Genomic DNA, 19,555 nt, shown 5'->3' with positions numbered 1-19,555 from the left:
TGGATTGTCGCGAGCGTGCGGCGGTGGTGCGCCCGTCGTCGACGAGGGCATCCTCCGTGGGGAGAGCGGTGCCGCGAGGCGCCGGACGCACGTGAGTGAAGGACCGATGTACCCATCTGCCCCGCCTCTGCTCGTCGACGGACCAGCGGTCGACGACACGTACGACATCGCCTACCTCACCAAGTACGTGGGCAAGCGCGACACGGGGATCGCCTTCACCGACCGTGCCTACCTCCGTGTCATGGCACGGTCGCCGTACGCGACCCTCGTGCTCGGCAACGGCATGCCCGCGACCTACCCGGGCGACGGCCTGGCGTACACGACCCAGCTGGCCGAGTACCGCCGGCGTGACCCGCGCCTGCACCTCGTCAACGGCATGGGCTCCTTCGTCTGGCACCTGCGGGACGGTTATCTGCCGGAGCACCGCGGGGCGCACAAGGTCGCGATCATGCACGAGGAGCCTGCGGCCTTCGACTTCTACGCGACCGACGTGTGGAACCGGGCGCACGTTCGCGATGTCCTCATGGCCGCCCAGGACGGCTTCGTGTTCGTCTCGCAGCGCAGCCGTGACCTGTGGGTCGAGTACGCGGGCCTGCACGACGCGCCGCTGCTCGTGGTGCCCAACACGTGCGCGGAGGAGGCCCACATCACCGAGCGGTTCCGGGACGTCGAGCGGACGGACCTCGCGCGCGCCCTCGGGCTCCCGGCGGGTGCGCTCCACCTCGTCATGGTCGGGACGGTGCAGCGCCTCAAGGGCCAGCTCGAGGTCGTCGAGGCCGTCCGCAGGTTGAGGGCCTCGCGGCGCGACCTGGCGGTGCACCTGACGATCGTGGGCCGCGTGAGGGAGCACGACTACGGCGAGGAGCTCGAGAGGTACGTCGCGGAGCACGCGCTGCAGGACGTGGTCACCGTCGTGGGCGAGGTGCCCAAGAACCGGGCGCTGGAGCACATCGCGGCCGCCGACGCGCTGGTCCTGGCCTCGCACACCGAGGCGATGCCCCTCGTGCTGCTCGAGGCCATGCAGCTGGGCACGCCTGTGGTGGCCACGCCGGTCGGCGGCGTGCCCGAGGTCGTCGATGAGCGCTCCGCGCTGCTCTTCGAGCCCGTCGACGTCGACGCGCTCGTCGCGCGCATCGAGCAGGTCGCCGACGACCCCGCGGCCGCCGCAGAGCTCGCGGCCGCGGGTGAGCGGCGCTACTGGGCGGAGTTCTCGAACGAGCGCTTCGCCCGGCGCTTCGGCGACGCGCTGCACGCCATGGCCGACGCGGCGGGTCTGACCTCGTCGGTCGGGAGCGTGGGCGGCGCGGGCGTGGAGGTCACGACGCGGACGACCGACGACGGCCTCGACGTCCGGGCCGACGTCGCTCGCGACGCGTCCGACTCCCGCTGGCGCGCCCTCGTCGACGCCTGGAGCCGGACGGCGCCCCTCGCGCGCGTCGAGGTGCGGACGGACGGCGACCTGGCCGGCGCTCTCGCCCTCGCCGCCCCGCTCGCGCGCGCCGGGCTCTCGGTCGCGGAGATCTCCGCGCCCGCCCTCTCGCTGGTCTGCACGCCGGGGGAGCCCGCGGCTGCCGCCGTCCCGTCCGGTCAGGTGCTGGCGATCGTCGGCGGCCCGGCTCACCAGGTCGCGTACGCCGAGCACATCCGCACCGAGGCACGGCGCCGCGCCCGGGCACGCACCCTGGCCGCCGCCGAGGCCGAGAGGCTGGCGGACACGGCCGGCCCGGAGCCTGCCCCGGGCCTCGTGGCACGGGCGCGACGGCGGCTCGGCGCCCTGCACCGCCGACGCCCCGCCCCGGGCCTCGCCGGCACCGCCGCGCCCCACCACCAGGATCCTGAGCCGCAGGGCGCGGAGCCGCGGGGCCCGTTGGTCGCGTTCGTGCTCAACAGCCCGATGCAGCTCATGGCCGCGCTGTCGCTGTGGGATGCGACCTTCGGCGAGTCCCAGCCGGATGCGCGCCTTGTCGCGCTCGTGCACTCGACGAACGGTGCCGCAGGCTTCGCCGAGGGGCTGGTCCGGCTGTGCCGGCGCACGGAGCGGTTCGAGCGCGTCGTCGACGTGACCGCCGCCGTCCGCGAGATCTACGCCGCACCCCCGAGCGTGCGCGCCGTCCAGGTGCTCGCCGGGCGGCTGCGGGACGCGTGGGGCCCGTCGCTGCCCGACCGGGTGCTCGTCACGGGCTACCTGTCCGCCCGGTTCCACAAGCTCCTGCTCGAGGTGCTCGGCGACACCCCGGTGCACGTGTTCGAGGACGGGCTGGGCTCCTACGTGCCCAAGTCGATCAAGCTGCACGACAGCGGGCAGGCGGATCGCGTCGCCAGCAAGGACTGCGCCGAGGCGGCGCACATCCGCGCGCTGTCGAGCGTGGACCTGCTGCTGCGACGCGTGCCGGTGCCGCAGCACTACCGCGCCGACGTGCCCCGCATCGACTTCCCAGCCGTGCGCGTGGGCGCCTACGGGGTCGACCACGCTCACTTCGCGCGCCTGTTCGAGGCCCGCGGGCGGGCGTTCGCCCCCGACGAGGTGCTGCTGGTCGCCCAGAACTTCGTCGACCACCTGCGGCCCCGCGACGCGGTCCAGGCGGCGGAGCGGGAGGCGAACGACACGGTCATCGCCGCGCTCCTCGCGCAGGGCCTGCGCGTCGTGGTCCGGCCGCACCCGCGGGCGAGCGAGCGAACGTGGGGCGAGCGCTGGGACGGTCACCCGGGCGTCGTCGTCTGGGACGACGAGCCGCTGCTCCCGGTGGAGGTGCTGCTGCGGGCCGATGCGCCGCCCGCCTTCGCCGTCGGGGCGACGTCGTCGTGCTTGTTCTACCTCGACGAGCTCACCGCGGTCCCGGCGCTGCGCTTCCCCGACGAGGTGCTCGACGGGCTGCGCGCGCACGCGAACCCCGAGCACCTGTGGATGCTGGACCTCGCAGCCGCGGTCCTCGAGCCTCTCCCGGTGGGGTCGGCCGTCGCCAGCCGGGCGCTGACGCCGTGACGCCGGCCTCCGTCCTCGCGGTCGCGGACTCCGACTCCTACCTCAAGTGGGCGGCCGCGACCCTGGACCGCCTCGACGGGATCCCGCGGCGCGAGCTCGTCGTGCTGCGCACGCCCGTGCGTCCCGACGACCGGCAGACGACCGCGGCGCTCGCGGGCACCTCGTGGGCGGGCGGGGTGCTCGACGACCACTCCGTGCTGGGCCTCGCGGCCAGGCTGCGCAGGACGCGTCCGGACGTCGTGCTGGTCGCGACCACCGGGCCTGCGGCGGAGGTCGTCATCCGCGCGGTCGCCGCGCTTCCGTACCGCCCGGTCGTCGTCACCGGGCTGCCCGGCATGTCGATCCCCGCGACGGAACGTGCCCTGCGGTTCCGGGCCGGTGCGGACGTCTTCGTCGTGCACTCGCGGCACGAGCGCGCCCGGTTCGCCGTCGCCGCCCGGTCGGCGGGTGTGGCCCCCGTCTGGGCGGTGAACCGGCTGCCCTTCCTGCACGGGCAGGCCGGGGCGCGACCGTCGCCGGACCCCGGCCCGCTCCGGCGCGTCGTGTTCGCGCCGCAGGCCAAGTTCCCCGTCACCCCGGCCGAGCGCATCGCCGTGCTGCGCTCGCTCGCCGCCCTCGCGCGCAGCCGTCCCGACCTGGACGTGCTGGTCAAGCTTCGCGCGGAGGCGGGCCAGGCGCAGACGCACGACGAGCCCCACCCGTACGACACGCTGTGGCGCGCGCTCGCGCCGGACGCCCCCGTGAAGCTCGTGACCGGGCCCCTCGCCCCGCACCTCACGCCGGGGACCGCGCTCGTGACCGTGAGCTCCACTGCCGTGCTCGAGGCGCTCGCGGTGGGTCTGCGCGCACTCGTGCTGGCCGACTTCGGGGTGGGCGACGAGAACCTCACCACGGTGTACCAGGACAGCGGGCTGCTCGGCACGCTGCGGGACCTCGAGGCCGGACGCTTCTCCGCGGCGGACCCCGGGTGGCTCGACGACAACTACCTGCACGCCGAGCCCGACGAGCTCCCCGGCGTGCTCGCTGCGATCGCGCCCGCCGAGCGCCTGCGGCCCGGCCCCGCGGTCGGCGGTCGGCGCGCGCAGGTGCGGCGCTACGCGCGCCTCGCGCTGCCCGCGCTGTCGGTCGGGACGCGCAGCCGCCGACCCGGCGTTCGGCGTGCGCCGCGCGCGCACTGAGCGGCTCCCGCGCCGACGAGCGCCGTCTCGCACCACGGGACCCGGCGGGCCGGTGCCGGCGCCGCCGGTAACCTGGATCGGGTGAGCACCCCCGCGCGCGTCGTCGTCCTCGACTACGGATTCGGCAACGTCCGCTCCGCGGTCCGTGCGCTCGAACGGGTGGGGGCGCAGGTCGAGCTGACCGCGAGCAAGAAGGCCGCGGTCGAGGCGGACGGCCTCGTGGTCCCCGGTGTCGGGGCGTTCGCCGCCGTCATGGCGGGTCTGCGCGGGGTCGACGGCGACCAGGTGATCGACCGGCGGCTCGCCGGCGGCCGTCCGGTGCTCGGCATCTGCGTCGGCATGCAGGTCATGTTCGCCGAGGGCGTGGAGCACGGCGAGCGTGCCGAGGGCCTGGGGGAGTGGCCCGGTGTCGTGGACCGGCTCGAGGCGCCCGTGGTCCCGCACATGGGGTGGGCGACCGTCGACGCACCGGCCGGGACCGCGCTGTTCGACGGCATCGGCGACGAACGCTTCTACTTCGTGCACTCCTACGCCGCGCGGACCTTCCCGCTGAGCGACGACATCCCGAGCGACTCGCCCATCAACCGGCCACTCGTCACCTGGTCCGACCACGGCGGCCCGTTCGTCGCCGCGGTCGAGAACGGCCCGCTGGCCGCGACGCAGTTCCACCCCGAGAAGTCCGGCGACGCCGGCGCGCAGCTGCTGACCAACTGGGTCACGTCCCTGCGCTGAGCAGCGCCTCTTCGAACCGAACGGAGCACCATCCCGTGAGCACCCCTGCGACCACCCCCGCGAGGCCCGACGCGGGCACCACCGAGCCCCGCCTCGAGCTCCTGCCCGCCGTCGATGTCGCGGACGGTCAGGCCGTGCGCCTCGTCCAGGGCGAGGCGGGCTCCGAGACCGGCTACGGCGACCCGCTCGCCGCGGCGCTCGACTGGCACGCGGGCGGCGCCGAGTGGATCCACCTCGTCGACCTCGACGCGGCCTTCGGGCGCGGGTCCAACGCGGGTCTGCTGGCCGAGGTCACGGCCGAGCTGGCCGCGAAGGGCGTGAAGATCGAGCTCTCGGGCGGCATCCGCGACGACGCCTCGCTCGAGCGGGCGATCGCCATGGGCGCGACGCGCGTCAACCTCGGCACGGCCGCGCTCGAGAACCCGGACTGGACCGCGCGCGTCATCGAGGCGCACCGGGAGCAGGTCGCGGTCGGGCTGGACGTGCGCGGGACCACGCTCGCGGCGCGCGGCTGGACCCAGGACGGCGGCGACCTGTGGGACGTCCTCGCGCGCCTCGAGGAGGCCGGCTGCTCGCGCTACGTCGTGACCGACGTGACGAAGGACGGCACGCTGCGCGGGCCGAACGTCGACCTGTTGCGCGAGGTCTGCGCCCGCACGGACGCGCCCGTGGTGGCCTCGGGCGGCATCTCGAGCCTGGACGACCTGCGCGCGCTGCGCCGCCTGGTGCCGCTCGGCGTCGAGGGCACGATCGTCGGCAAGGCGCTCTACGCGGGCGCGTTCACGCTCCCCGAGGCGCTGGACGTGGCCGGGAGGCCCTGACCGTGGCCGGGCGCGAGCTGCCGCCGACGTCCCCGTTCGCGGGCGACGACGGCTCGGCGGACCCCGCGCTGGCGGCGGCTCTGCGCGCGTACGCCGACGGCAGCGGGACGGTGGCGGCGGTCGTCGCCGCGCTCGCGGGCACGCGCGTGCTCGTCCCGGTGCTCGCGGAGCTCGAGGCCGCCGACGTCGTCGTGCACGACGGTCACGAGCACACCGTGGACAAGGAGGCGTCGGCGGGCATCGTCGCGCTGCAGGCGCCCGACGGACGGACGGCCCTGCCGGTGTTCACGTCGGTGGACAGCCTCGCCCGGTGGCGCACCGAGGCCCGGCCGGTGCCCTCGGACGTGGCCCGCGCGGCGCTCTCGGCGGTCCAGGAGGGCTGGGAGGTCATGGTCGTCGACCCGGGCGGACCGGTCACGGTGCTCGTCCCGCGCCCGGCGGTCTGGGCTCTCGCGCAGGGGCAGGCGTGGCGCCCGGCGGTGCTCGGTGACGAGGTGGACGGCGACGTCCGCGCGGCCGTCGCGGCGGCGCTCGCGCCGGTCCCCGCGGTCGTCGCGGCGGACGCGGTCCCGGGCACGCGTGCCGAGGTCGCGGTCGTGGTCATGCTCGAGGCGGGGCTCGACCGGGCGGGGCTCGACGAGGTGCTCGCGCGCGTGAACGCCGCGCTCGCGGCCGACGAGACCGTCGCGACCCGGGTGGACGCGCTCGAGCTGCGCCTGCGCGCCGCCTGAGCCTTCCGAGGCTCGGCGCCTCAGCGGCGTCCGAACTGGGACGCGATGCCGCGCACCGCCCAGGCGAGGGCGAGGGCCGACAGCACGGCTGCGCCCACCGCCTGGCCGCCCAGGATCACCCGGTTCACGTCGAGAGAGGGCTGCCACCGCACGCCCTCGTCGTCGACCACGTAGACGCCGACGGCCTTGACGTGCACGCCGTACCCGCCACCGCCGCCGTGCCCGTTGCCCGTGCCACCGCCCACGCCGCCGTCCTCCGAGGCGGGCCGGAAGGTGGGCAGGCCGCCCTCGCCGTCGCCCATGCCCATGCCGGTGGCCGCCCAGACACGGGCGACGGGGATCACGGTCGATCCGTGCGACTCGTACGCCTCGCCGAACACGCGGCGCACCGTCACGGTGTCGCTCACGGCGTTGGTCAGGTGGGCGGCGTCGAAGCGTGGGGTCTCGCTCATCATGTCCTCCGAGGGTGATCTGACGTCAGCTGCAACCGGGCGCGGGGACGAACGCGTCGTCGTCGTCCAGCATGGACCGCAACGTGCTCACAGGCACGAAGTACGTGGAGCCGTATCGCCCCTTGGCATAGACGACGCCCGCCACGTGACCCTCGTCGTCCAGCACCGGTGAGCCCGACGAGCCGGGCTCGACGGTCGCGTCGGCGATCATCACCACCCCGGTGTTCTCGTCCAGCGGGTCGTCCAGCACCGCCGTGACGTGCCCCGTGGTGACGTCGAGGGCCCGGCCCAACGGGTAGCCGACGACGGTCACGTCGTCGCCCACCTCCGGGTCGTCGGCGGCGAGCGCGGACGCCGCGGGCAGCGCGTCCCGGGTGCGGACCACGGCGAGGTCGGCCGCCGCCGCCACCCGCACGCTCGTGGCCAGCGCGTCGTGCCCGTCGTACGTGCTCAGCTGCACGGACGTGGCGTCGTCGACGACGTGCCGCGCCGTGACGAGCGTGTGCGCGTCGACGGCGAAGCCCGACCCCGTGGCGAGGCCGTCGCAGCTCACCGCACGCAGCCGCAGGGCGATCCGCTGCTCGTCGTCGAACCCGTCGCCCGAGCGCGCCGCCGCCATCGACGGAGAGGCCAGGGGCGGCACCACCGACGTGGGCACGGGCGCGGGCGCGCCGGGGACCACGCCGCACCCCGCGACCAGGACGACGAGGGCACCGCCGAGCAGCGCCGCCCTCACCGCCGCCTCACAGGCCCTCACCCCGCGTCCAGGGCGCGCTGCAACGCGTCGCTCGCGTCCGTCGCGGCGCTGCACACCGTCTCGACGTCGCCGCGGTACCGCTCGAGGTCGTCGGCGGCGTACGCCCGCGCGTCGCTCAGGTACGTGATGAGCTGCTCCTGGCGCGCGACGCACCGGCCGAGCGCGGCGGTCACCCGCGACGCGGCGTCCTGCACGCGCTCCTGGTAGGCCACGAGCTGCCTGCGGCTCGCGTCGTCGTCTGCCAGCCGGGCCTTCTCGTCCGCCAGTGCGGAGATCCGTGCCGTGGCGGTGCTCAGCTGCCTCTCGGTCGCGGCCAGGTCCGCCTCGCGCCGGGCCAGCTCCGCACGCGCGGCTCCGGCGCTGCGGCCGGCGTCGGTCGCGAGCGCCTCCCAGCGGGTGCTCGACGACTGCCACTGGCCGACCCGCTCGTGCAGGCGCGCCACCAGCACGCCGCCGACGGCCGTCACCGCGACGAGCAGCAGCGCCAGGATCGCGACCGGTGCTCGCCGGCGTCCGGGCGCCGGAGCCGGGGGCGGCGGGGTGCCGCCGTCGACGGACTCCTCCGGGGACAGCACCCGCCCAGGATAGGGCGGCGGCCGCCGGAGCGGAGCGACGGAAATCACGTCGAGGCAGCCCCGTGGGCCGGTGAGAATGGAGCACGTGCTGTCGACCTACCGACCCGTGCTGCGCCTCCCGGGCGTCGCTCGGCTGTACCTGGTGGGGTTCGTCGCGCGGATGCCCGCCTCGATGGTCGGCGTCGTCCTGACGCTGCACGTCGTCGCGACCCTCGACCGCGGCTACGCCCAGGCCGGTGTCGTCGCCGCGGCGGCGACCACGGGTGCGGCGATCGGTGCGCCGTGGCGCGGTCGTCTCGTCGACCGTGTGGGGCTGCGCCGGGCGATCCTCCCCTCGGTGGTCGTCGAGTCGGCCGTGTGGCTCACGGCGCCGCACCTGGGCTACGAGGCGCTCATCGTGGCCTCGCTGGTGGCGGGCCTGTTCCTGGTGCCGGTGTTCTCGGTGACCCGCCAGTCGCTGTCGGTGCTGGTGCCGTTCGAGCTCCAGCGCTCGGCGTTCGCCCTCGACTCCGTGTGCGTCGAGCTCACCTTCATGCTCGCGCCCGTCCTGGGCGTCGTGCTCGCGACGCAGGTGTCCACGACGGCGGCCCTCACGGTGGTGGGGTGCATCACCGTCGCGGCCGGCGTGCTGCTCATGTGGGCGAACCCCCCGACGCGCTCGGCGGTGCCGACGCAGGCCGACGCACCCGCGGCCGAGAGCGCGAGCGGTCGCATCGTCTCCCTCCCGCTCCTCGTGGTGCTCCTGGCCAACCTCGCGGCCACGTTCGTCCTGGTCGGCACGGACGTCGCGCTCGTCGCGGCGCTCAACGAGGCGGGCCGGCCCGGCGACGTCGGCTGGATGGTCGCGCTGTGGGCCGGCGGGTCCGTCATCGGCGGGCTGGTCTACGGCGCGCGCAAGCGGGGCCTGCCGCCGCTCGTGCTCGTGGCGATCCTTGCGCTGGCGACCGTCCCGGCCGCCTTCGCCCCGCCGCCCGTCTGGCTCGCGCTCGCGGTGGTGCTCGCGGGTCTGCCGTGCGCCCCGGCGCTGTCCGCGATCAACTCCACGCTGGTCTCGCTCGTCGACGAGAGGCGCCGCGGTGAGGTGATGGGCTGGAGCGGCACGATGTCGACGGTCGGCACGGCGCTCGGCGCACCCGCCTGCGGGTTCGTCATCGACCGCTCGTCGCCCGGCGCCGGCTTCCTCGCGGCCTCCGTGGTGGGCGGCGGCGTCGCGCTGGTCGGGCTGGCGGCGCTGCGGCTGACGCGTGGCCGACGAGCCGCGCGCGCCGCCGAGCGTGCTCCCGTCCCCGAGCTGGTCGACGCCTAGGAGCCGGCTGGGACCGGCGCGGTCTCAGACGACGGAGCCGGTGTACTTCTCGCCGGGGCCCTCGCCGGGCGCGTCGGGGAAGGCCGACGCCTCGCGGAACGCCAGCTGCAGCGACCGCAGCCCGTCACGCAACGACCGGGCGTGCTGGTTGCCGATGTCCGGAGCGGACGCCGTGACGAGCGCGGCCAGCGCGGTGATGAGCTTGCGTGCCTCGTCGAGGTCCAGGTACTCGCTCCCGCCGCCGTCCGGGCCGTCCTCCGCGAGCCCGCACTTGACCGCTGCGGCGCTCATGAGGTGGACGGCTGCGGTGGTGATGACCTCGACGGCGGCGACGTCGGCGATGTCGCGGGTGGCTGCGGTCGTGTCGGCGGGCTCGCTCATGGGTCGATCCTCCCATCGTTCGGACGCAGCCCGATGCTCTGGTAACCTTGTCCACGACTGATCCGGTCTCGCATGTCCGCACGCCCTCGGGTGCGCGGCACGGGAGACCGGGTGCACAAGCGGAGTCCATCCCACCTGGGTCCCCACCGCGCGGCTGATGCCGAGCACCGGGGGCCGGGTCACAGTCCGGCTCGTCGGCCCGCCGACGAGAGCGTGGGGCCGACCTCGGGGTCGTCCCGCTCGGACCACCAGGCCTCCGCTCGTGCGATCGCACGACGGAGGCCTTCTTCGTTGCTGCGATGTCACCCGAGACGACAACTGAGGAGCACCACATCAGCGAGCCCCGCATCAACGATCGGATCCGCGTAGCCGAGGTCCGCCTGGTCGGCCCCAACGGCGAGCAGGTCGGCATCGTCCGCGTGGAAGACGCACTGCGCCTGGCCCAGGACGCAGATCTCGACCTCGTCGAGGTCGCCCCTGAGGCGCGCCCGCCCGTCTGCAAGATCATGGACTACGGCAAGTACAAGTACGAAGCCGACATGAAGGCGCGTGAGGCACGGCGCAACCAGACCAACACGGTCCTCAAGGAGATCCGTTTCCGGCTCAAGATCGACCCGCACGACTACGGCACCAAGAAGGGCCACGTCGAGCGGTTCCTCAAGGCCGGGGACAAGGTCAAGGTCATGATCATGTTCCGTGGTCGCGAGCAGTCGCGCCCGGAGATGGGCGTGCGGCTGCTGCAGCGCCTCGCCGACGACGTGACCGAGCTCGGCTTCATCGAGAGCATGCCCAAGCAGGATGGCCGCAACATGGTCATGGTGCTGGGGCCGACCAAGAAGAAGGCCGACCAGAAGCTCGAGCAGCGTCGCGCCGCGCAGGCCGCCGCCGCTCGTGAGGAGAACGCGGCCAAGGCGGCTGCCAAGGCTGCGCAGGCCGACGAGGCTCCGGCCGACCAGGCCGCGGCAGTCGAAGCGCCGGTCACCGAGGCGGCTGCTGTCGAGGCCCCCGCGGCCGAGGCTGCTCCCGCGGCGGCACCGGTCGAGGAGGCCCCGGCCGATGCTGCCGAGGCGCCCGCCAAGGCCACTCCGAAGGCCGCTCCCAAGGCTGCCGCGCCCAAGGCGGCACCGAAGGCTGCGGCCCCCGAGGCCGCGGAGTCCTCGGCCGCCGCGACCCCGGCGCCCGCGCCGCGGCCGGCCACCCCCCGTCCGGCCGCTCCGCGTCCGGCTGCACCTCGTCCCGCAGCAGCGCGCCCGGCGGCCACCACGGCCACCAAGCCCGCCCCGCGGCCGGCTCCGAAGCCTCGCGCCACTCCGTCGGACCCGACAGCCTGACCTGCTGGACCGCACAGCTTCACACTGCATGGCGGACCGATCGAAGCACCTGATCGGACCGCACCAGACGAGTCGCACGAGCCCGTGCGATGAGAACGACAAGGAGACACGGCAGCCATGCCGAAGAATAAGACGCACTCCGGTGCCAAGAAGCGCTTCCGGGTCACCGGGACCGGCAAGGTCATGCGCGAGCAGGCCGGCGGCCGCCACCTGCTGGAGCACAAGTCGAGCCGCCAGACCCGCCGCATCGCCGGCGACGTGGTCGTCTCCGCCGCCGACACCCCGAAGATCAAGAAGCTGCTCGGTAAGTGATCCGGCGGGCGCGCAAGCGCCCCCGGGGCACCTGAGCCCTAGACCAGCAAGGAGCATCACGTGGCACGCGTGAAGCGGGCGGTCAACGCCCACAAGAAGCGCCGGGCAACTCTCGAGCGCGCCAGTGGTTACCGCGGGCAGCGCTCGCGCCTCTACCGCAAGGCGAAGGAGCAGGTCACCCACTCCCTCGTCTACGCCTACCGCGACCGCAAGGCGCGCAAGGGCGACTTCCGTCGCCTGTGGATCCAGCGCATCAACGCGGCCTCGCGTGCGCAGGGCCTGACGTACAACCGCCTCATCCAGGGCCTCAAGCTCGCGGGTGTCGAGGTGGACCGTCGCGTCCTCGCCGACCTCGCGGTCACCGACGCGGTGGCGTTCAACGCCCTCGTCGAGGTCGCCAAGAAGGCGCTGCCCGCCGACGTCAACGCGCCGAAGGCCGCGTGACCGTCTGCTCTCGAGCCTCTGCGTGAGGTGACGGCTTCCGAAGCCCCCGGGTCCTTCCGACCCGGGGGCTTCGTCGTGCCGATAGTGTCTGGCTTCATGGGGGAGGCCCGCGGCACCGAGCCCGCCGTCGAGCGCGCGTGACGCTGAGGCGTCGCCGACCGGGCGAGCAGGTGCGCGTCCCGCGGTCGGCATGGGACGTGGCCGAGGAGGCGCACGAGCTGCTGACCTATGCCGGTGAGAGGATCGGGCCCGGCCTGAGCTCGGACGAGCGCGAGCAGGTCGAGGAGCGCCTCGGGTTCCGCTTCGCTCCGGTCCATCGGGCGTTCCTGGCGCTCGGGCTGCCACGTGGGCCGCTCTGGCCGAACTGGCGCTCCGGCTCGACCCGTGACCTCGGAGCGCGGCTGCGGCTCCCCGTGGACGGCGTGGTCGCGGACGTCCTCGAGCACGACTTCTGGCCGACCCGCTGGGGCCCGCGACCCCACGGGCTCGACGCGCGCGAGCAGGCTGCCCGCGCCCGGCTGGCGACCGTGCCGACGGTGGTCCCGCTGTTCGGGCAGCGCTATCTGCCCGCGGAGGACCCGCTCCCGACGGTCCCCGTGCTCGCGATCCACCGCACCGAGGTCGTCGTGTACGCACGCGACCTCGTCGACTACGTGAACCGCGAGTTCTCCATGGGGCATCCGCGGCGGGACTCGGAGCCGGAGCGCGCGGCCCGGGTGCCGTTCTGGACCGATCTCGCCGACGTCGTCGAGGCGAGCAGGCGCGGGCAGGGGATCATGTCCCCGTGAGCGAAACGCCGTACCTCGACAACGTCCGTGCCGAGCGCGTCAAGGCTGTGAAGGCGCTGGCCGGCCGGTCCGTCCGGCAACGGGCCGGCCGCTTCCTCGTCGAGGGTCCCCAGGCGGTGCGCGAGGCGGTCGCGGCGACGGACGTGCGGGTGCACGACCTGTACGTGACCGCGACCGCGACGGCGAGGTACGCGGAGATCGTCCGGGCCGCGGGGGCGCGGGGGATCCGGGTGCACCGTGGCTCGCCCGACGTGCTCGCCGCGATGAGCCCGGACGCGCAGCAGATGGTCGCGGTCGTCGACCTGCTCGACAGCACGCTGGGCGCGGTGCTCGCGGGCCCGCCGAGGCTGGTGGCGATCCTGTCGAACGTGCGCGACCCGGGCAACGCCGGCGCGGTCATCCGCGCGGCCGACGCCGCAGGAGCGGACGCGGCGATCCTGACGAGCGAGAGCGTGGACATCCACAACCCGAAGGTGGTCCGCTCGACGGCGGGCTCGCTGTTCCACCTGCCGGTCGCCACGGGGATCGACCTCGGGGGCGGTGTCGGCGCGCTGCGCGAGGCCGGTCTGACCGTGCTCGCCGCGGACGGGGCGGGGGAGCACGACCTGGACGACCTGCTCGACGTCGCGGGCCACGCCCCCGACGGCGTCCCCGACCTGGCCGCGCCCACCGCCTGGGTGTTCGGCAACGAGGCCTGGGGTCTGCGGGACGAGGACCGCGCACTGGCCGACGCGGTGGTGCGCGTGCCGCTCCGCGGGCGGGCCGAGTCGCTCAACCTCGCGACCGCCGCGACGGTGTGCCTGTACGCGAGCAGCCGCGCGCACCGCTGACATGAGAGCCTTCGCCGCGGTCTGGCCGCCCGAGGAGGTGCTCGACCACCTCGACCTGGCGCTCGCGTCGGTCCGGGCGTCGGTGCCGTCGTCCGCCCTGCGGTGGTCCGCGCGCGAGACGAGGCACCTGACCGCCGCCTTCTACGGCGAGCTTCCCGACGGCGCGCTGCCCGCCCTCAGCAGTGAGCTCGCCGGGCGGCTGTCGGAGCGCGCGCCGTTCGAGCTCGCGCTTCACGGTGCGGGGCTGTTCGCGCACCGCACGCTCTGGGTGGGCGTGGGCGGCGACGTGGCCGCGCAACGCGACGTGAGCGGTGCGTGCGCGGCGGCGGGCGAGGCCGTCGGCGCGTGGCACGACGACCGGCCGCGCGACCGGCCGCACCTGACCGTGGGTCGGGTCAGGCCCGGGAGCCGACCGCCGCGCCGGCGCGGCTCGCCCGCGGGGGCGACCTCGCCGTCGGGTCGTCGGGGGTCCGAGGTGGACGACGAGGTCGCGGCAGCCCTCGTCCGCGCCCTGTCGGTCTACGAGGGACCGGCGTGGTTGGTCGACGAGGTGCTCCTGGTCGAGTCGCAGCCCGGCGCGGGACGTGGCGGAGGCCCGCTCTACCGACCGGTCGAGCGGATCCCGCTCACAGGACCGTCGCGAGCGAGCTGAGCGCGGCGAACGGGTCGGGTCCTGCGGGCAGGAGCACCGTGCCGGACACCCCCGCGTCGGCGAGCTCGGCCACGCGCGCACGTGCCGCGTCGGGCGTCCCGACGACGGCGAGCTGTCGCACCCACTCCTCAGGCAGCGCGGCCGCGAAGTCCGCGCGGGTGGCGCTCGCCGCGCGCAGGGCGGCGAGGTCGGCCGCGAACGGCAGCGGCTCCAGGTGCGGCGCCCAGTCGGGCTCGCCGATCCACGCGAGCGCGGCGCGGGCCGCGTCGAGCGCGGCGGCCCGGTCCGACGCGACCGCGGCGGCGTTGTAGCCCACGAGGCGGTGCGGGCCGAGCGCGGCGATGTGCCCCAGGGCGGCGCGCGCGTACTCGGGCGTGACCGGCTCGGCGAGGACCGTACCGTCGGCCACCGCCCCGGAGACGGCGAGCGAGCGTGGGCCGCGGACACCCACGAGGATGTCGGGCACGACGGCCGGCGGGCACTCGAGGGCGACGTCGCGCAGCTGCACGTAGCGACCCTCGACGCTCACGTGGTCTCCGCGCAGGAGGCCGCGCAGCGCCGGGACGTACTCCTGGAGCAGCGTGACGGGGCTGGTGGGCCACGCACCGGCGGCGCGCATCCAGTGCGGCATGCCGTGGCCGACGCACACGTCGACCCGGCCCGGGAAGAGCTCGGCGAGCGTCGCGACCTCCATGGCGGCGAACGCCACGTTGCGGGCACCCGCCGGCAGCAGGCCGACGCCGACGCGGATCCGCTCGGTGACCGCCAGGACGGCCGCCGCCTGGGCGACCCCGCCGCGGAAGCCGAGGTCCTCGACCACCCACAGCTCGTCGAACCCGAGCGCGTCCGCCCGCCGCGCGTAGTCCAGCACGCGCCCCGCCGTCAGGTCGCGCGGCAGCATCACGCCGATGGTCGCCACATCACCCTCCCTCTCGCTCCACCGACCGCCCAGTCTGGTCCACGCCGACCCTCTCGCCCCGTCTGCCCGCCGACCCTGTGGTTGTCCGCGGATGCGGAGGCCCATCCGTGGACAACCACAACCTCGCACCCGGGGCGGTCGCCGAGCCTGTGGTTGTCCGCGATCGCGCCGGCCGGGACGTGGACAACCACAACCTCGCACCGGGGGCGGTCGCCGACCCCGTGGTTGTCCGCGATCGCGCCGGCCGGGACGTGGACAACCACAACCTCGCACCGGGGGCGGTCGCCGACCCCGTGGTTGTCCGCGATCGCGCCGGCCGGGACGTGGACAACCACAACCTCGTCCGCGGGGAGGTCGCCGAGCCTGTGGTTGTCCCCGGTTGCGCCGGCCGAGACGTGGACAACCACCAGGTCGGCGCGGAAACGAGGTGAGGCGTTCGAGGTCGGCGTGGCAGGATCGGGCCATGCGCATGCGGGGTGGGAGTGATCGCCGATTTCCGCGGCCCGTGCCCGGGCCGCGCTGACGCGCACGTGAGGTGACCGCGTTGCGGTGGACCACGGACCAGGCTCGGGACGGGCGCCGATAGACTCGTCCGCTGGTCGGCCGCTCCATGCGCGCCGGCCACGACCCCGCCCGGCGCACGTCGGCGTGGGTCGCCCAGCACCTCCCCTGGAAGGTCCGGATGTCCGACGACACCCCTGTGCTGTCCCCGCTCGACGAGGCTGGCGTCGCCGCCGTGGTCGTGGCCGCCGTGGCCGCGGTCGAGGCCGCGAGCACCCTCGACGAGCTCAAGTCTGCGCGCCTCGCGCACACGGGCGAGCGCAGCCCGCTCGCGCTGGCCAACCGCGGCATCGGCGCCCTGGCGCCCGCCGACAAGGGCACCGCGGGCAAGCTGCTCGGCGCCGCGCGCGGCCGCGTGCAGCAGGCGCTCGCCGCCCGGCAGGAGGTCCTCGAGGCCGAGCGTGACGCGCGCGTGCTGGTCGAGGAGGCCGTCGACATGACGCTCCCCGCGGTGCGCCACCCGCTCGGCGCCCGCCACCCGCTGGAGACGCTGTCCGAGCGCATCGCCGACATGTTCGTCGCGATGGGCTGGGAGATCGCCGAGGGTCCCGAGCTCGAGGCCGAGTGGTTCAACTTCGACGCGCTTAACTTCGGCGTCGACCACCCCGCGCGGCAGATGCAGGACACGTTCTTCGTCGACCCGCCCGACGCCGGCCTCGTGCTGCGGACGCACACCAGCCCGGTGCAGGCGCGCACGCTGCTCGAGCGCGACCTGCCCGTGTACATCGCGTGCCCGGGCAAGGTGTTCCGCACGGACGCCCTGGACGCGACGCACACCCCGGTGTTCCACCAGGTCGAGGGCCTCGCGGTGGACAAGGGCCTGACGATGGCCAACCTCAAGGGTGTGCTCGACCACTTCGCGCGCACGATCTTCGGACCGGAGGCGCGCACCCGGTTGCGGCCCGCGTTCTTCCCGTTCACCGAGCCGTCCGCCGAGATGGACCTGTGGTTCCCGCAGAAGAAGGGCGGGCCCGGCTGGATCGAGTGGGGAGGCTGCGGCAGGGTCAACCCGAACGTCCTGCGGGCGTGCGGCGTCGACCCCGAGGTGTACTCGGGCTTCGCGTTCGGCATGGGCATCGAGCGCACCCTCATGCTCCGCAACGGGATCGCGGACATGCACGACATGGTCGAGGGCGACATCCGCTTCTCCACCCAGTTCCAGGCGGTGATCTGATGCCTCGTGTCCCTCTGTCCTGGCTCGGCGACCACGTCGAGCTCCCCGCCGGGCTGACCGCGGAGCGCCTCGCCGAGGACCTCGTGCGCGTCGGGCTCGAGGAGGAGGCGATCCACCCGGCCGCGGTGAGCGGGCCGCTCGTCGTCGGCGAGGTCGTGGAGCGCACCCCGGAGCCGCAGAAGAACGGCAAGACGATCAACTGGTGCCGGGTCGACGTCGGCCCCGCGCACAACGAGGAGGGCGGCGCGCCGCGCGGCATCGTGTGCGGTGCGCACAACTTCGACGTGGGCGACCGCGTCGTCGTGGCGCTGCCCGGCGCCGTCCTGCCCGGACCGTTCCCGATCGCGTCGCGCAAGACGTACGGGCACGTGTCCGACGGCATGATCTGCTCCGCGCGCGAGCTCGGGCTGGGCGAGGATCACGCGGGCATCATCGTGCTCGCGACGCTCGGCATCGACGCGCCCGTCGGCACCGACGCGCGCGAGCTGCTCGGCCTCGGCGAGGAGGTCCTGGAGATCAACGTGACCCCGGACCGGGGCTACTGCTTCTCCATGCGCGGGGTCGCCCGCGAGTACGCGCACTCGACGGGCGCGGCCTTCACGGACCCGGCGCTGCCGGTGCCCACGGACACCCCGGAGCCCGGCTTCGTGGTCGAGATCGACGACCAGGCGCCCATCCACGGCGTGCCGGGCGTCGACCGTTTCGTCGCGCGCGTCGTGCGCGGCGTGCGTGCCGCCGACCCGTCTCCCACGTGGATGCAGCGCCGCCTGCAGCAGGCGGGCATGCGCGCGATCAACCTCGCGGTAGACGCGACGAACTACGTGATGCTCGACCTGGGCCAGCCCCTGCACGCCTACGACCTCGAGCGCGTCGCGGAGCCGCTCGTGGTGCGCCGGGCTCGGGCGGGGGAGACGCTGCGCACGCTGGACGACACCGTGCGCACGCTCGACCCCGAGGACCTGCTGGTCACCGACAGCCCCGACGGCGCGGGCAGCCGGATCATCGGCCTCGCGGGCGTGATGGGCGGCGGCGACAGCGAGGTGGGCCCCACCACGAGCGACGTGCTCGTCGAGGCGGCACGCTGGGATCCCGTGACGGTCGCGCGCACCGCCCGGCGGCACAAGCTGCCGACCGAGGCGGCCAAGCGCTACGAGCGTGGCGTGGACCCGCAGCTGGCCCGCGTCGCGGTGGACCGCGTGGTGGCGCTGCTCGTCGAGCACGGTGGCGGCACGCCCGACGACACGGTGACCGACATCGACCGCACCACGCCCCCGGCCCCGATCACGCTGGCCGCGGACCTGCCCTCGCGGCTGGTCGGGGTGCCGTACACGGTCGACGAGGTGCGCGAGACGCTCACGGCCATCGGCTGCGAGGTCACGGGCACCGACCCGCTGACGGTGCTGCCGCCCACGTGGCGGCCGGACCTGACGGTCGGGGTGGACCTCGTCGAGGAGGTCGCACGCCTGCGCGGCTACGACGCCATCCCCTCGATCCTGCCGCCCGCCCCCGCCGGCCGGGGCCTGAGCGACGAGCAGCGCGCGCGCCGAGCGGTCGCCGACCGGCTCGCGTGCTTCGGGCTCGTCGAGGTGCTGAGCTACCCGTTCGTCGGGGCCGACCAGCTGGACGTCCTCGGGCTCGACGCCGACGACGAGCGGCGTCGCGCGATCCGGCTCGCCAACCCGATCGCCGAGAGCCAGCCGCTCCTGCGCACCGACCTCCTGGTCACGCTGCTCGACACCGCGCGGCGCAACGTGGCCCGCGGCGCTAGCGACGTCGCGGTGTTCGAGCTCGGGCTCGTCACCCTCCCGTCCGCCGACGCCCCCGCGGCTCCGCGGCTCCCGGGCGGTGTGCTCCCCAGCGACGAGCAGCTCGAGGCGCTCGACGCGGGCGTCCCCCCGCAGCCGCGCCACGTGGCGGGCGTGCTCGCCGGCCTGCGCGAGCCCGCCGGCTGGTGGGGACCGGGTCGACGGGCCGACCACACCGACGCGCTCGAGGCCGCCCTGCTGGTCGCGGGGACCCTCGGCGTGGAGCTCGTGGTCGAGAACGCGGTGCGCGCGCCGTGGCACCCCGGCCGGTGCGCGCGCCTGAGCACGGTCGACGGCACGGTCGTCGGTCACGCCGGCGAGCTGCACCCGAACGTCGTGGCCGCCCTGGACCTGCCGGCGCGCGCCGTGGCGTTCGAGCTCAACCTCGACGAGCTTCTCGCAGCTGCATCGGGCGGCCCGGTCCAGGCGTCCGCGCTGTCGACCTTCCCGCTCGCCAAGGAGGACGTCGCGCTCGTCGTGGCGTCCGACGTCCCCGCGGCCGCCGTCCTGGCCGCCGTGCGGGCAGGCGCAGAGGGCAGCGAGGTCGGCGACGTGGTCGAGCAGGTCAGCCTGTTCGACGTCTACAGCGGGGGGCAGCTCGAGGCAGGCACGCGCTCGCTCGCCTTCTCGCTGCGCCTGCGTGCTGGGGACCGCACGTTGACGGCTGCGGAGACCGCGGCCGTGCGTGACTCGGTCGTGGCCGAGGCGAACCGGCGTTTCGGGGCGACCCTGCGCGCCTGACCTGCCGCCCGTCGCGCGAAGGCTCCCGATCTGTCCGGATCGGGAGCCTTCGTCGTCCGCGGTTCACGAGTCCTGGGATGAG

20 protein-coding genes are annotated in these 19,555 nt (G+C 74.9%); 15 read left to right on the top strand and 5 right to left on the bottom strand.

Annotated features, from left to right (window positions below; all coding sequences use genetic code 11):
• Window positions 1–106 precede the first annotated feature (106 nt).
• The 5 genes from QRT05_RS11670 (at window position 107) to QRT05_RS11650 (ending at window position 6,445) form a co-directional block, all read left to right on the top strand.
• Window positions 107–2,983, top strand: coding sequence for a glycosyltransferase (locus tag QRT05_RS11670; protein WP_289447447.1), 2,877 nt, complete (start codon window positions 107–109; stop codon window positions 2,981–2,983).
• Complete coding sequence (locus QRT05_RS11665) at window positions 2,980–4,161, top strand: DUF6716 putative glycosyltransferase (protein ID WP_289447446.1); 1,182 nt, start codon at window positions 2,980–2,982, stop codon at window positions 4,159–4,161. The genes QRT05_RS11670 and QRT05_RS11665 overlap by 4 nt, the downstream gene beginning before the upstream one ends.
• An 81-nt stretch (window positions 4,162–4,242) precedes the next feature.
• The gene (gene hisH / locus QRT05_RS11660; protein ID WP_289447445.1) at window positions 4,243–4,893 is read left to right on the top strand and encodes an imidazole glycerol phosphate synthase subunit HisH; all 651 of its coding nucleotides are present in this window, start codon (window positions 4,243–4,245) and stop codon (window positions 4,891–4,893) included.
• A gap of 35 nt (window positions 4,894–4,928) precedes the next feature.
• A complete protein-coding gene (priA, locus tag QRT05_RS11655) occupies window positions 4,929–5,714 on the top strand; it encodes a bifunctional 1-(5-phosphoribosyl)-5-((5-phosphoribosylamino)methylideneamino)imidazole-4-carboxamide isomerase/phosphoribosylanthranilate isomerase PriA (protein WP_289447444.1) in 786 nt (261 codons plus the stop codon).
• A gap of 2 nt (window positions 5,715–5,716) precedes the next feature.
• Window positions 5,717–6,445, top strand: a complete 729-nt coding sequence (locus tag QRT05_RS11650) for an SseB family protein (protein ID WP_289447443.1) — start codon at window positions 5,717–5,719, stop codon at window positions 6,443–6,445.
• 20 nt (window positions 6,446–6,465) lie between these two features.
• On the opposite strand, the gene QRT05_RS11645 is transcribed toward QRT05_RS11650, so the two are convergent.
• Genes QRT05_RS11645 through QRT05_RS11635 form a run of 3 tightly spaced genes read right to left on the bottom strand, consistent with a single transcriptional unit; the run spans window position 6,466 to window position 8,229 of the window.
• Window positions 6,466–6,897 (bottom strand): spore germination protein GerW family protein, encoded by a 432-nt coding sequence (locus QRT05_RS11645; RefSeq protein ID WP_289447442.1) that lies wholly within the window; start codon window positions 6,895–6,897, stop codon window positions 6,466–6,468.
• Window positions 6,898–6,922: 25 nt separating this feature from the next.
• Window positions 6,923–7,654, bottom strand: coding sequence for a S1 family peptidase (locus tag QRT05_RS11640; protein WP_289447441.1), 732 nt, complete (start codon window positions 7,652–7,654; stop codon window positions 6,923–6,925).
• Window positions 7,651–8,229 carry a hypothetical protein gene (locus tag QRT05_RS11635; RefSeq protein ID WP_289447440.1) on the bottom strand — a complete coding sequence of 193 codons (579 nt, stop codon included), beginning with the start codon at window positions 8,227–8,229 and terminating at the stop codon, window positions 7,651–7,653. Before QRT05_RS11635 ends, QRT05_RS11640 begins: the two co-directional genes overlap by 4 nt.
• Window positions 8,230–8,314: 85 nt before the next feature.
• Between QRT05_RS11635 and QRT05_RS11630 the strand changes: the two genes are divergently transcribed.
• Window positions 8,315–9,535 carry an MFS transporter gene (locus QRT05_RS11630; protein WP_289447439.1) on the top strand — a complete coding sequence of 407 codons (1,221 nt, stop codon included), beginning with the start codon at window positions 8,315–8,317 and terminating at the stop codon, window positions 9,533–9,535.
• Window positions 9,536–9,559: 24 nt separating this feature from the next.
• On the opposite strand, the gene QRT05_RS11625 is transcribed toward QRT05_RS11630, so the two are convergent.
• Entirely contained in the window at window positions 9,560–9,916 is a 357-nt protein-coding gene (locus tag QRT05_RS11625; RefSeq protein WP_289447438.1) for a DUF1844 domain-containing protein, read from the bottom strand.
• Window positions 9,917–10,215: 299 nt separating this feature from the next.
• Here QRT05_RS11625 and infC point away from each other — a divergent pair, with 299 nt between their 5' ends.
• From infC to QRT05_RS11595, 6 genes are all read left to right on the top strand, one after another.
• A complete protein-coding gene (gene infC, locus QRT05_RS11620; protein ID WP_289447437.1) occupies window positions 10,216–11,247 on the top strand; it encodes a translation initiation factor IF-3 in 1,032 nt (343 codons plus the stop codon).
• A gap of 117 nt (window positions 11,248–11,364) precedes the next feature.
• Window positions 11,365–11,559, top strand: coding sequence for a 50S ribosomal protein L35 (rpmI, locus tag QRT05_RS11615; RefSeq protein WP_118765679.1), 195 nt, complete (start codon window positions 11,365–11,367; stop codon window positions 11,557–11,559).
• 60 nt (window positions 11,560–11,619) lie between these two features.
• On the top strand, window positions 11,620–12,003 hold the full coding sequence (gene rplT, locus QRT05_RS11610; RefSeq protein WP_289447436.1) for a 50S ribosomal protein L20: 384 nt from the start codon (window positions 11,620–11,622) through the stop codon (window positions 12,001–12,003).
• Between the two features lie 137 nt (window positions 12,004–12,140).
• Window positions 12,141–12,791, top strand: a complete 651-nt coding sequence (locus QRT05_RS11605) for a hypothetical protein (protein WP_289447435.1) — start codon at window positions 12,141–12,143, stop codon at window positions 12,789–12,791.
• Window positions 12,788–13,621: a TrmH family RNA methyltransferase gene (locus QRT05_RS11600; protein ID WP_289447434.1), complete on the top strand. Its 834-nt coding sequence runs from the start codon at window positions 12,788–12,790 to the stop codon at window positions 13,619–13,621. Before QRT05_RS11605 ends, QRT05_RS11600 begins: the two co-directional genes overlap by 4 nt.
• 1 nt (window position 13,622) lies before the next feature.
• Complete coding sequence (locus QRT05_RS11595; RefSeq protein WP_289447433.1) at window positions 13,623–14,273, top strand: 2'-5' RNA ligase family protein; 651 nt, start codon at window positions 13,623–13,625, stop codon at window positions 14,271–14,273.
• Here QRT05_RS11595 and QRT05_RS11590 read toward each other — a convergent pair.
• Window positions 14,248–15,192 carry an LLM class flavin-dependent oxidoreductase gene (locus QRT05_RS11590; protein WP_289447432.1) on the bottom strand — a complete coding sequence of 315 codons (945 nt, stop codon included), beginning with the start codon at window positions 15,190–15,192 and terminating at the stop codon, window positions 14,248–14,250. The two genes, QRT05_RS11595 and QRT05_RS11590, sit on opposite strands and share 26 nt — an antisense overlap.
• Window positions 15,193–15,299: 107 nt before the next feature.
• Between QRT05_RS11590 and QRT05_RS11585 the strand changes: the two genes are divergently transcribed.
• From QRT05_RS11585 to pheT, 3 genes are all read left to right on the top strand, one after another.
• Window positions 15,300–15,623, top strand: a complete 324-nt coding sequence (locus QRT05_RS11585) for a hypothetical protein (protein ID WP_289447431.1) — start codon at window positions 15,300–15,302, stop codon at window positions 15,621–15,623.
• A gap of 251 nt (window positions 15,624–15,874) precedes the next feature.
• Window positions 15,875–16,927, top strand: a complete 1,053-nt coding sequence (pheS, locus tag QRT05_RS11580; protein WP_289447847.1) for a phenylalanine--tRNA ligase subunit alpha — start codon at window positions 15,875–15,877, stop codon at window positions 16,925–16,927.
• On the top strand, window positions 16,927–19,473 hold the full coding sequence (gene pheT / locus QRT05_RS11575) for a phenylalanine--tRNA ligase subunit beta (protein ID WP_289447430.1): 2,547 nt from the start codon (window positions 16,927–16,929) through the stop codon (window positions 19,471–19,473). The genes pheS and pheT overlap by 1 nt, the downstream gene beginning before the upstream one ends.
• Window positions 19,474–19,555 lie beyond the last annotated feature (82 nt).

Origin of the sequence: Cellulomonas edaphi (assembly GCF_030362815.1) — a bacterium.
Taxonomy (GTDB): Bacteria; Actinomycetota; Actinomycetes; order Actinomycetales; family Cellulomonadaceae; genus Cellulomonas; species Cellulomonas edaphi.
This window is presented reverse-complemented; position numbering and strand designations above follow the sequence as displayed.